The sequence below is a fragment of the Phreatobacter sp. AB_2022a genome, from assembly GCF_026847585.1.
In the GTDB taxonomy this organism is placed as follows: domain Bacteria; phylum Pseudomonadota; class Alphaproteobacteria; order Rhizobiales; family Phreatobacteraceae; genus Phreatobacter.
The window spans coordinates 37248-48975 of the sequence record NZ_JAPSET010000022.1; the positions used below are offsets into that span (position 1 = coordinate 37248).

The following is an 11728-nucleotide window of genomic DNA, read 5'->3' on the forward strand; positions in this document are numbered from 1 at the left end:
CGGCGCGAAAAGGATCGCCGCGGCTTCGGCACCGTTGCCGCCCGGCTCATTGCATTGAAGGACAGGTCGATGATGAAGGTCTTGTGGATCCGCGCCGCGGCGCTCGCCTTGCTGCTCGCCGGGACCGCCATTGTGGCGTCCGGACCGGCCGCCGCCCAGCCGGCGGCTCCCGGTTTTCGACCGCACATGCCCGGCTTCCGTGCCGGGGAGGCGGCCTGCCGGCGCGCGCTGCCGCTGGCGCGGCGGCATGTCGGCCAGCCGGCGCGCCTGGCACGTGCGCGTTTTCGCGCCCCGGCCGCCATCCAGGTGCGCTACTGCATGATGTGCACCCACGACTACCGGCCGAACCGGCTGACCTTCGGTCTCGACGAACGCAACATCGTGCGCAGCGTGAGCTGCGGCTGACCCGGGCGATGCGGGCAGGCGGTGCCGGCCGCACGGGACGGCCGGCACCGGCAGGGGATCAGGCGCGGCGGGCGTTCCAGAACACGATCTGGCCCTTCAGGATGCCCGTGACGTTGCGCCGATAAACCGACTTCGAGAAGTACTGGCCGGTCGGCAGGAACGGCACCTGTTCCAGCGCCACCTTCTGGATGTCGGCGGCGACGCGCTTCTGCGCCTCGGTGTCCGGGGCGTCGAGCCAGGCATCGATGAGGCGCTGCAGGTCGGGGATGTCCGGCCAGCCGAACCAGGCCTTGGCGCCGTTGGCCCTGAGCGGCTGCATGACCGCTGGATTGACCACGTCGAGGCCGAGCCACGTGGTGTGGAACATGTTCCAGCCGCCCTGCGAGGGTGGCTCCTTCTTGCCGCGCCGCTGCACCAGCGTGCCCCAGTCGGACACGACGAACTCGACGTTCATGCCGAGCTGGCGCAGCAGGTCGTGGCCGACCTCGCCGATGGCGGCGAGCGAGGACTGGTCGCTCGCCGACATCAGCACGACCTTCTCGCCCTGATAGCCGGCCTGCTTCAGCTTCTCCCGCAGCGCCGGCATGTCGCGCTTCGAGGTGATCGCGTCGAGGCCGACATCGCTCGCCATCGGCGTGCCGGGCGGGAAGATGCCGACGCCTTCGCGCCACATGCTGGTGTCGGTGCCGGCGACCGAGGTCATGAAATCGGCCTGCGACATGGCTTCCAGCACGACCCGGCGCACTGCCGGCTTGTCGAAGGGCGGGTGGAGGCAATTGAAGATGCCGGTGCCCATGATGCCGAGCGGGTTGAGCTGTTCGGAGACGATGTTGCGGTTGCGCTCGAGCGGCGGCAGCAGGTCGTTCGGCGGGTTCTCCCACCAGTCCGCTTCGCCGCTCTGCAGCGCCCCGGAGGCTGTCGCCGGGTCCGGCATGACGAGCCATTCGACCCGATCGAAATTGACGATCTTCGGGCCCGACAGCCAGTCGGGCGTGCCGCCCTCGCGCGGCCGGTAGCCGTCGAACTTCTCGTAGACCGCGCGGGCGCCGACCAGGCGCTCGCCCGGCACCCATTTGAACGGGCCGGAGCCGATCGCCTCGGTGATCGGCTTGAACGGGTCGGTATTGGCGAAGCGCTCCGGCATCACCACGAGCGCCGGCGGGCCGACCTTGGCGAGCGCGTCGAGCAGCGCGCCGAACGGCTTGGTCAGGCGGATGACGAAGCTTCGGTCGTCGGGGGCCGACATGTCGGCGACGCGCGCCATCAGGGCCTGGCCGAGCGCGTCGCGCGCCGCCCAGCGCTTGATCGAGGCGACGCAGTCGCGGCCGCGCACCGGCTCGCCGTCGTGGAACTTCAGCCCGTCGCGCAGCTTGAAGGTCCAGCGCTTGCCGTCCTCCTCCACGGTGTGGCCCTCGACCATCTGCGGCTGCGGCCGAAGCTGGCTGTCGAGGCCGTAGAGCTGGTCATAGACCATGAGCGCGTGGTGGCGGGTGACATAGGCGGTGGTGCCGATCGGGTCGAGCACGGTGAGATCGGCCTGGGGCACATATTTCAGGACGCTCGCCCGCGCCGTCTGCGCGAAGGCGGCACGCGGCAGGGCGGCCGCGGCGAGGGCTCCGGTGAGGAAGCTGCGGCGTCGCATTGTTGTCTCCATGTCAGATGCGGAATGTCGGGCGCGAGGGCGAACGCCCCGCGTGGAAGGCGCGAACCTCCCACGTCGCGCCGCCGCTGCCAATGGCGCACCAGCCCTGCGACGGAACGCCGGGAGGCGGCTGCGGCCCCGACAACGAAAAGGGGCGCCGCGAGGCGCCCCTTTCCTTGGATTTCGAGCCGGATGGGCTGGATCAGAAGTCCATGCCGCCCATGCCGCCGCCGCCCGGCATCGCCGGAGCCGGGGCATCCTTCTTCGGAGCCTCGGCGATCATGGCGCCGGTGGTGATCAGCAGCGAGGACACCGAAGCGGCGTTCTGCAGCGCGGTGCGGACGACCTTCACCGGGTCGACGATGCCGGCGTCGAACATGTCGACATACTCTTCCGCCTGGGCGTTGAAGCCGTAGGTGGCCGACTTGTTCTCCAGGATCTTGCCGACGACGATCGAGCCCTCGACACCGGCGTTCTCGACGATCTGGCGGATCGGCGCTTCGATCGCCTTGAGCACGATGTTGATGCCGGCCTGGACGTCGGCGTTCTCCGACTTCAGCTTGGCGACATTGGCCTTGGCGCGGAGCAGAGCGACGCCGCCGCCGGGGACGATGCCTTCCAGCACGGCCGCGCGGGTGGCGTTGAGCGCGTCGTCAACGCGATCCTTCTTCTCCTTCACCTCGACCTCGGTCGCGCCGCCGACCTTGATCACCGCAACGCCGCCGGCGAGCTTGGCCAGGCGCTCCTGCAGCTTCTCGCGGTCGTAGTCCGAGGTGGTCTCCTCGATCTGCGCCTTGATCTGGCCGATGCGGCCTTCGATGTCCTTCTTCTTGCCGGCGCCGTCGACGACCGTCGTCTTCTCCTTCTCGATCAGCACCTTCTTGGCGCGGCCGAGCATCTGGAGGGTGACGTTCTCAAGCTTGATGCCCAGGTCTTCGGAGATGACCTGGCCGCCGGTGAGGATCGCGATGTCCTCGAGCATCGCCTTGCGGCGATCACCGAAGCCCGGAGCCTTCACGGCCGCGACCTTCAGGCCGCCGCGCAGCTTGTTGACGACGAGGGTGGCGAGCGCTTCGCCTTCCACGTCCTCGGCGACGATCACCAGCGGCTTGCCGGTCTGAACGACCGATTCCAGCACCGGCAGCATGGCCTGCAGGCCGGTCAGCTTCTTCTCGTGGATGAGGATGTAGGCATCCTCGAGATCCGCGATCATCTTGTCGGCATTGGTGATGAAGTAGGGCGACAGGTAGCCGCGGTCGAACTGCATGCCTTCGACGATGTCGACCTCGGTGTCGAGGCTCTTGGCCTCCTCGACAGTGATGACGCCCTCGTTGCCGACCTTCTGCATGGCGTTGGCGATCATGTCGCCGATCAGCTTGTCGCCGTTCGCCGAGATGGTGCCGACCTGGGCGACCTCGGCCGAGGACTTCACCTTCTTGGCCGACTTCTCGAGGGTCTTGACGACCTCGGTGACCGCGGTGTCGACGCCGCGCTTCAGGTCCATCGGGTTCATGCCGGCGGCGACGTACTTGGCGCCTTCGCGGACGATGGCCTGGGCGAGAACGGTGGCGGTGGTGGTGCCGTCGCCGCCGAGGTCGTTGGTCTTGGAGGCGACCTCACGGACCATCTGGGCGCCCATGTTCTCGAACTTGTCGGCGAGCTCGATCTCCTTGGCGACGGTGACGCCGTCCTTGGTGATGCGCGGGGCGCCGAACGACTTCTCGATGACGACGTTGCGGCCCTTCGGGCCGAGCGTCACCTTGACGGCTTCGGCGAGGATGTCGACGCCGCGCAGCATTTTCTCGCGGGCGTCCTGGGCGAATTTCACGTCCTTGGCAGCCATGGGGCTAAACTCCTGTCGGAAATAGTGTGTGAGAGGGCTTGGTTGGGCCGGATTACTTGCCGATCACGCCCATGATGTCGCTCTCCTTCATGATCAGGAGGTCGACGCCGTCGATCTTCACTTCCGTGCCCGACCACTTGCCGAACAGCACCTTGTCGCCCTTCTTCACGTCGAGGGCGACCAGCTTGCCGGCCTCATCGCGGCCGCCCGGGCCGACGGCGATCACTTCGCCTTCCTGCGGCTTTTCCTTGGCGGTGTCCGGGATGATGATGCCGCCTTTGGTCTTCTCTTCGGACTCCAGGCGACGAACGACCACGCGGTCGTGCAGCGGACGGAACTTCATGGGTTATGGTCCCTGACATGGGCGGCGCATGGGCCGCGGAATGGCGTGCCGGCCTTGAGGGCCGGGTTGTTAGCACTCGTCATCGCCGACTGCTAACAACTGGTCGCCGAGATAGGCACATGGATTGGGAGAGTCAAGAAGCGCCCGTAACGTGGTTAACGCGCGTTCATCGAATTTTCCGGCTCGGGCCGCTTCAGGGGCGTTCGCCCGCCGGCGGCCGGGTGCAGACCTCCCCGGCTTTCGGCAGCTTGACGCGGCTCTTGTCTCGCCGGATCGTGACGCCATGACGACGGCTCCCGACAAAGCGACGCTGACGCGCATCGCGCGCTCCTGCATCTGCTTCCAGACCCGCATGACCGCTCATGCCATCACCCGCGCCTATAACCGGGTGCTGGCGCCGCTCGGCATCGAGGTGACCCAGTTCAACATTCTCGCCGCGCTCGCTTCGGGCGAGATCTGCTCGGTGACCGCATTGTCCGACGCGCTCGCGCTCGATCGCACCACGATGACGCGCAACCTGAAGCGGCTCGAGGCTTCGGGGCTGGTCTCGGTGGTCAGCGGCCCCGGCCGGGCCATGCGGCCGGCCCTGACCGAGACCGGCATCGGCCGGCTCTCCGCCGCCATTCCCTTGTGGGAGGCCGAGCACGCCCGCATGGAGGGGGCCGTCGGCGCCGCGCTCTGGCACGATACGCGCGAGGGCCTGCGTGCGATCCGCAAGACGTTGAAAGCGCGCGAAGCCTGAACCGGGCCGCTTGACCGTCGAATGGGACGTCCATATCGTGCATTTACACGATAGGTGAATCATGACGGTTGAATATGGGGTCGTCCCGACCCATGAAGCAGTGAGCCAGGACGGCATCGATTTCCTGCGCGGCATGCTGGAGCGGCGCCTGCCGGCCCCGCCGATCTCGCGTACGATGGGGTTCATTCTGACCGAGGCGGAACCCGGGCGCTGCGTGTTCGAGGGCACGCCGACCGCCGACTTCTTCAACCCGCTCGGCACGATTCACGGCGGCTGGCACGCGACCATTCTGGATTCGGCGCTCGGCTGCGCGGTCCATACCATCATCAAGGCCGGCCAGGGCTATACGACGGTCGAGATGAAGGTGAACTACGACCGGGCCCTGATGCCCGATTCCGGACCGCTGCGCTGCGAGGGCAAGGTGGTTCACGCCGGCGGCCGCATCGCGACCTCGGAAGCGCGGCTGACCGACGCCAAGGGCCGGCTGATCGCCCACGGCACCGAGACCTGCCTGATCTTCGAGGCGCGGCCGCCGGCGGCCTGAACGCCGTGTCAGGCGGCGGCCGGCACGCCCGTCACTTGCGGATCTGGCGCCGGGCGACGGCGAGGCAGGCGGCGATGATCAGCGCCGCGCCCGCCCAGGTGGTCCAGCTCGGCACTTCGCCGAAGGCGAGGTAGCCGATCGCCGACCCCCAGACGAGGGCGGTATATTCGAGCACGCCGAGCGGGCCGGCCTGGGCCCGGGCGAAGGCCCAGGCCATGCACAGATGGCCGCCGAGCCCGATCAGGCCGATGGCGGCGAAGATGAGCCACGATCGCGGATCGGGCGCCTCCCAGACCAGGTAGGCGAAGGGCGCGATCATCAGCATCGGAAACAGGTTCTGGAACAGCACGATCAGGCCGAGCGCGTCGGTCTGGGCGCGCTTGCGCAGCAGGACGAGGTTGGCCGCATAGAAGAAGGCGCTGAGGATGGCGGCACCGATGCCGAGCACGCGGGCAAGGTCGAGCACTCCGCCGCCGACCTTGCCGGCGACGATCACCGCCATGCCGAGGAAGCCGACCACGATGGCGATCAGCACGGCTGGCGGGATCGGCTCCTTCAGGATCAGCGCGGCGAGCAGGGCGAGGAAGAGCGGCGACAGGAAGGCGAGGGTGATCGCCTCGGCGAGCTCGAGCTTGGCGAGGGCGTAGAAGAACAGGCCCGCGGTGAAGACGACGAGAAGGCCGCGCAGGAGATGGGCGCGCACCATGGCCCCGTCCGGGACCGGCGGTTTCAGCACGAACAGCGCCAGGACCGCCCAGGGCAGGCCGCAGGCGAAGCGCATGAACACGATCTGCGACGTCGGGTGCTGCGCCGCCACCCCCTTGATCAGCGCATCCATGACCGCCAGCAGCAGAATGCCGAAAGCGCCGACCAGGAATGGCATCGGCGAGGCGAGATTCATCGGACGGGACGTGTCGGACTGAGTGGTCATGTCGGCCATAGCGCGCGGATCGCATCGACAAGCAGCTTGGCGCCGGCGATCCCGACCAGGCCATAGCAGAGTCCGTAGAGTTTTTCGCGCGACAGCCGGTCGTTGAGATGCCGGCCGACGAACACCCCGATCGGCACGACGGGCGCGAGCGCCAGAGCCTTGCCGAAAACCGCCGGGTGGTCGAGCCCGGAATAGACGAAGCCCGGCAGCTTGATCAGGTTGCCCATCATGAAGACCACGACCGTGGTCGCCGCATAGGCGGTCTTGGTGATGTCGCGGCGCAACAGATACATGGCGAGCGGCGGCCCGCCGGCATGGGCGATATAGGTGGTGAAGCCGGTGCCGATCCCGGCGGCGAGCGCCAGCCGCGGCGCGACCGGCAGGTCCGGCCGGCCGGCGCCGGATTTCAGGAAATAGCGCAGGGTGAAGGCCAGCGTCACGAGCGCGATGATGAGGGCGAGCCAGCGCCTGTCGACGTGTTCGAACACCAGGAAGCCGATGAAGGTGCCGCCGGCAAGGCCCGGCAGCAGCCAGACGAGATCCGGCTTCGACCAGGCGCCGCGCGGGAAGCTGCCGATCGCGAAGATGTCCATGAAGGCGACGAGCAGCGCGGTGACGATCGAGGCTTCGATCGGGTCCATGACCAGCGCCAGCAGCGGTATGCCGAGAATGGCGAGGCCGCCGCCGAAGGCGCCCTTGCCGAGCCCCATCAGGAAGGTGGCCGCGATGCCCACGGCGTAAAAGACCGGATCGGAGGGAAGGGCCGCGAACATGACTGGCGATTGCTAACGGGGTGCGAGGATTCGCGATAGGTCGGCGCGGGCGGTGCAACCATGCGTCGCATCGGTCCGGCCGGCGACGGAAAAAAGCCGCCGTGGCAGGCCACGGCGGCTCGAGGATGTCCCGGCCACGGACGAGGGGACGGCCGGCTTCCGGGACGGAGCTGGGCCGCGCGCGGCGAAGGGCGCGCGATCCAGGGAGCGGGAGGAAAGGCTGTACGGGTGCGGAATGTCCGCGCCGGTCAATTGCAGGGGGCGACGCGGGCGAGCGGCGAGGCGACGTCGGGAACGAGCGAGGGCCCGACGAGCGCGGCCGGCTGCGGCCGGCGGCCATGGCCTCGTTCGGCCGCACGGGTCGCGACGATCACCGTCGGATCTCCGAAGAATCCCGCCGCGGTGGCATCGCGAAGATCCCCCCGCGACAGGCCGAGATCGGCCAGGGTGTTGTCGTCCATCTCGCAAAGAGCCGCATAGTCGCGCCGCGCCTGGCGCCAGGATTTGACCGCCTCGACCTGGCGACGCGTGACCGCCGCGACCTGAATGAGGGCGGAAGCGAGCGTTGCGGTGATCATAGCCATGGCGTGTCTCCTTCTGACAGCGTGCGGACAAACGGAAGCTGACGCCCGTGCCGGGGGGCACGCACGGCCGGGAATCACCCGAGCGAGTGGACGCTTTCCGATGTGATTATAGTCTCATGGGGCCATTGATCATTGAAGCGAATGTTTTTAATGTCTCCCATCATATCTGCTGATGCGATCTTCGTTCGGGCGCTGCCATGGCCATTCTTCTCGATATCGACCAGCTCAGGACCTTCATGGCCATCGCCGATACCGGCAGCTTCACGCGCGCCGCCGATGTGGTGTTCAAGACCCAGTCGGCGGTGTCGATGCAGATGAAGCGGCTGGAAGAGCGCATCGGCAAGCCGCTGTTCGAGCGCGACGGCCGGGCGTCCCGGCTGACCGAGGACGGTGAGCGGCTGCTGGACTATGCCCGGCGCATCGTCAAGCTGAACATGGAGGCGGTTTCGGCCTTTTCGGGCGCGGAGCTGACCGGCCGGGTCCGGCTCGGCGTGCCCGACGACTATGCCGATCGCTACCTGCCGGAAATCCTGGCGCGCTTCTCGCGCTCCAATCCGCGCGCCGAGGTGACGGTGGTCTGCGAGCCCTCGTCCATGCTGGCCGAGCGGATCCAGGCGAACGATCTCGATATTGCGATCATCACCCATCGTCCCGAAAAGGGGCCGGCCCTGGTGTTCCGGCGCGAACAGCTCCTGTGGGTGGCCTCGGCGCGCACCTCGGTCCATTGCGACGACCCGGTGCCGCTGGCCGTCGGCCGGCCGACCTGCGACTGGCGGCGCGCTGCGACCGAGCGGCTGGAAAGCGCCGGCCGCGCCTATCGCATTCTCTATGCGAGCTGGAACTCGACGGCGGTCGGTGCCGCGGTCATGGCCGGCCTGGCCGTGTCGGTCCTGCCGGAATCCGCGCTGCGACCGGGCATGCGCGTGCTGCAGGCCGCGGACGGCTTTCCCGCCCTGCCGAGCGTCAGGATCGCCCTTCTGCGCAATCCGCATGAAATGTCGGCTCTCGCCGACGCGCTCGCCGATCACGTCGTCTCCGGCCTCGACAATCTGAGCGAGCACGCCCAGGCCGCGGAATAGCCCCGGGCCGGCCATGGCGCGTCATTTCGGATCCTGTCATTGCGGCGCGGTTTCGTTCCGGCTCGATGCCGAGCCGGTCGAGATGACGACCTGCGACTGCTCGCTCTGCGTCAAGCGTAACGCCCTGATGGTCAAGGTTCACGAGAGCGAATTGACCATTCTGTCGGGTGTCGACGTGCTGACGCTCTATGAATGGAACACGCGGCGCGCCCGGCACTATTTCTGCTCGCGCTGCGGCATCTACACCTTTCATCGCAAGCGCGCCGCGCCCGATCATTACGGCGTCAACGTCTTCTGCCTCGACGGTTTCGACGCCTCGGCCCTGCCGGTGCGGGCGACCGAGGGCATCGGCATGACCGTCGTCGACCCGGCCGCGCCCGCGACCTGGCCAGGGCCGCGCCGGCCGGAGCCCTGAGCGCGCCGCCGGCCGTCAGTAGGCGAGTTCGTCGAAGACCGGGTCGACCTGGCCCTGCCAGGGGCCGAGATATTTTTCGATCAGCGTCTCGGCCGGCGTGCGGCCGTCCTCGACGATCGCCTGGATCGGGTCGAGATAGCGTGTCTCGTCGCCGCCATTGCGGTCGAGGCGCGCGCGCCGGCGCAGGCCCGTACGCGCCAGGGTCAGCATTTCGCGGGCGAGCTCGTGCACGCTCAGGCCGCCGATCTCCGCCTTGAAGCCGAGCTTCGGCACGTCCTCGCGCAGCTTCTGGCGCTCGGCGGCATTCCAGTGCTTGACCAGTTCCCAGGCCGCGTCGAGCACGCCGTCGTCATAGAGCAGGCCGACGAACAGAGCGGGCAGGGCGACGATGCGCGACAGCGGGCCGGAATCGGCGCCGCGCATTTCCAGGTAGCGCTTCAGGCGGACCTCCGGGAAGATCGTGCCGAGATGGTTCACCCAGTCGGACAGAACCGCCCGCTCGCCCGGCAGCGCGGCGAGCCTGCCGGCCATCAGGTCGCGGAACGACTGGCCGGCGACGTCGTGATAGGTGTCGCCGCGCTTGACGAAATACATCGGTACGTCGAGCGCATAGTCGACATAACGCTCGAACCCCATGCCGTCCTCGAAGGCGAAGGGCAACATGCCCGCGCGGTCGTTGTCGGTATCGAGCCAGACCGCCGAGCGAAACGACAGATAGCCGTTGAGCTTGCCTTCGGTGAACGGCGAATTGGCGAAGATCGCGGTGGCGACCGGCTGCCAGGCGAGCGAAACCCGCAGCTTCTTGACCATGTCGGCCTCGGAGGCGAAGTCGAGATTGGCCTGCACCGTCGAGGTCCGGTACATCATGTCGAGGCCGAGCTGGCCGACCTTCGGCATGTAGCGGGTCATGATCTGGTAGCGCGACTTCGGCATGGCCGGCGTCTCGGCTCTCGACCATTTCGGGCTCATGCCGAGGCCGAGGAAGCCGATGCCCAGGGGATCGGCGATCTCGCGCACCTGCGCGAAATGGGCATGTGCTTCCATGCAGGTCTGGTGCAGCGTCTCGAGCGGCGCGCCCGACAGCTCGAACTGGCCGCCCGGTTCGAGCGAGATGGCGCCGCCGCCGGTGACGTCGGCAAGGCCGATAATGTGGCCGTCGTCGAGGATCGGCTCCCAGCCGAGCAGGCCTTCCATGCCTTTCAGGATGCCGGAAATGCCGCGCGGCCCCTCATAGGGCACCGGCCTATGGTCGGAACGATAGAAGCCGAACTTCTCGTGTTCCGTGCCGACCCGGAAGCGGTCCTTCGGTTTCACGCCTTTCTCGATCCAGGCGACCAGTTCGTCGCGCGATTCGATCGGGGTGAGGTCGACGGTGTCACGGGCCATCGGCATGTCCTGCGGCAAGGCGATTGCGGGCCGGGCAACAAACCACGGCACCGTGGAGACGGGCTAGTCCGGGGAGATAACGATGCCGCGACGATTTCGAAAGGGGCGCTGCCATGCGGCTGCCACCCGTTCGACACATTGCAGCCATCCCGGCGGCGGTCCGGGCCAGTGGAAACGCCCGGTTCCCGTCATCAGATCGCCCGGGCGGGCATGCTAGCAGCTCCGTGATATCGTCGGTCAGCGAATCGACCGGAGGCCCGTCCCGCTCATGCACCCGACCGCCCTGATCCGCCACGCGCTCACCGCCTGCCTTCTCGCCTGGCCGCTCGGCGTCCACGGACAGGCGCTCGCGCAGGCACCGGCGAGCCCGCCGGCGCCGGCCCAGCAGGCGGTGCCGCCGGTGCAGCAGGCGCCCGACACCGTGCTGCCCGTGCCCATCGGCCCGGCCGCGGTCGACATCGCCGCCCAGCTCAGGCGCGCCCAGGAGGCGGCGAGCGCCGGCCGCTCGACCGAGGCCCTGGACGCACTGGACGAGGCCGCGGTTCAGGTCTGGGAGCGCATGCCGCTCACCATCCGCCGCGCCACCTTCGTCGCCGAGGAGCCGCAGGGCTACGGCGTGTTCAATCCGCGCGATTCCTCGACGTTCCAGGCCGGCCAGCCGCTGCTTGTCTATGTCGAGCTCAACGGCCAGGGCTGGCGCCGCTCCGGCGACCTGTTCCGCACCGACATCGTGCTCGATTTCGAGCTGCGCACCAAGGAGGGCCAGCCGCTGGTGGCCCAGCAGGCCTTCAACACGATCGCCACCGCCAGCCGCCGGCGCAACCGCGAGTTCTTCATCTACGTCACCTATTCCTTCTCGGGCGTCGAGCCGGGCGACTATGTCGTGCGCACCACCGTGCGCGACCGGGCGGGCAACAAGCAGACCTCGTTCGACCTGTCGTTCACGGTCAAGTCCTGACCAAGCAAGCGCCCCAAGCCGCGCCCGCGGGCGCGGTTGCGTCCGGTCAAGTCCTGACCGCGCAGGGCAGCGCCCGAAGCCGC

Annotated in this window: 13 protein-coding genes; 6 read left to right on the top strand and 7 right to left on the bottom strand. The window is 68.1% G+C overall.

Features of this window, described 5'->3' with window-relative positions:
- Positions 1-69: 69 nt before the first annotated feature.
- The gene (locus tag OZ671_RS16980; RefSeq protein ID WP_268861852.1) at positions 70-405 is read left to right on the top strand and encodes a hypothetical protein; all 336 of its coding nucleotides are present in this window, start codon (positions 70-72) and stop codon (positions 403-405) included.
- A gap of 58 nt (positions 406-463) precedes the next feature.
- Here the strand turns inward: OZ671_RS16980 and OZ671_RS16985 are convergent, their stop codons facing one another.
- The 3 genes from OZ671_RS16985 to groES all read right to left on the bottom strand — a co-directional run bounded on the left by OZ671_RS16985 (position 464) and on the right by groES (position 4233).
- Positions 464-2047 carry an ABC transporter substrate-binding protein gene (locus tag OZ671_RS16985; protein WP_268861853.1) on the bottom strand — a complete coding sequence of 528 codons (1584 nt, stop codon included), beginning with the start codon at positions 2045-2047 and terminating at the stop codon, positions 464-466.
- 202 nt (positions 2048-2249) lie between these two features.
- The gene (groL, locus tag OZ671_RS16990) at positions 2250-3890 is read right to left on the bottom strand and encodes a chaperonin GroEL (RefSeq protein ID WP_038304811.1); all 1641 of its coding nucleotides are present in this window, start codon (positions 3888-3890) and stop codon (positions 2250-2252) included.
- A gap of 52 nt (positions 3891-3942) precedes the next feature.
- Positions 3943-4233, bottom strand: a complete 291-nt coding sequence (groES, locus tag OZ671_RS16995) for a co-chaperone GroES (protein WP_038304809.1) — start codon at positions 4231-4233, stop codon at positions 3943-3945.
- A 283-nt stretch (positions 4234-4516) separates the two neighbouring features.
- On the opposite strand from groES, the gene OZ671_RS17000 reads away from it, so the two are divergent.
- Both OZ671_RS17000 and OZ671_RS17005 read left to right on the top strand, forming a co-directional pair.
- Complete coding sequence (locus OZ671_RS17000; protein ID WP_268861854.1) at positions 4517-4975, top strand: MarR family winged helix-turn-helix transcriptional regulator; 459 nt, start codon at positions 4517-4519, stop codon at positions 4973-4975.
- 61 nt (positions 4976-5036) lie between these two features.
- Positions 5037-5519, top strand: a complete 483-nt coding sequence (locus OZ671_RS17005; protein WP_268861855.1) for a PaaI family thioesterase — start codon at positions 5037-5039, stop codon at positions 5517-5519.
- A 31-nt stretch (positions 5520-5550) separates the two neighbouring features.
- Here OZ671_RS17005 and OZ671_RS17010 read toward each other — a convergent pair whose 3' ends face one another.
- The 3 genes from OZ671_RS17010 to OZ671_RS17020 form a co-directional block, all read right to left on the bottom strand.
- Positions 5551-6450 carry a DMT family transporter gene (locus tag OZ671_RS17010; RefSeq protein WP_268861856.1) on the bottom strand — a complete coding sequence of 300 codons (900 nt, stop codon included), beginning with the start codon at positions 6448-6450 and terminating at the stop codon, positions 5551-5553.
- On the bottom strand, positions 6447-7223 hold the full coding sequence (locus OZ671_RS17015) for a sulfite exporter TauE/SafE family protein (protein ID WP_268861857.1): 777 nt from the start codon (positions 7221-7223) through the stop codon (positions 6447-6449). The genes OZ671_RS17010 and OZ671_RS17015 overlap by 4 nt, the downstream gene beginning before the upstream one ends.
- A 248-nt stretch (positions 7224-7471) precedes the next feature.
- Positions 7472-7807, bottom strand: a complete 336-nt coding sequence (locus OZ671_RS17020) for a DUF1127 domain-containing protein (RefSeq protein WP_103169501.1) — start codon at positions 7805-7807, stop codon at positions 7472-7474.
- Positions 7808-8004: 197 nt separating this feature from the next.
- On the opposite strand from OZ671_RS17020, the gene OZ671_RS17025 reads away from it, so the two are divergent.
- Both OZ671_RS17025 and OZ671_RS17030 read left to right on the top strand, forming a co-directional pair.
- Complete coding sequence (locus OZ671_RS17025) at positions 8005-8886, top strand: LysR substrate-binding domain-containing protein (protein ID WP_038304802.1); 882 nt, start codon at positions 8005-8007, stop codon at positions 8884-8886.
- Positions 8887-8899: 13 nt separating this feature from the next.
- A complete protein-coding gene (locus OZ671_RS17030) occupies positions 8900-9301 on the top strand; it encodes a GFA family protein (RefSeq protein WP_038304800.1) in 402 nt (133 codons plus the stop codon).
- A gap of 15 nt (positions 9302-9316) precedes the next feature.
- Here OZ671_RS17030 and OZ671_RS17035 read toward each other — a convergent pair whose 3' ends face one another.
- A complete protein-coding gene (locus OZ671_RS17035; RefSeq protein ID WP_268861858.1) occupies positions 9317-10687 on the bottom strand; it encodes a glutamate--cysteine ligase in 1371 nt (456 codons plus the stop codon).
- Positions 10688-10955: 268 nt separating this feature from the next.
- On the opposite strand from OZ671_RS17035, the gene OZ671_RS17040 reads away from it, so the two are divergent.
- The gene (locus OZ671_RS17040; protein ID WP_268861859.1) at positions 10956-11645 is read left to right on the top strand and encodes a hypothetical protein; all 690 of its coding nucleotides are present in this window, start codon (positions 10956-10958) and stop codon (positions 11643-11645) included.
- The last annotated feature ends 83 nt before the right edge of the window (positions 11646-11728 follow it).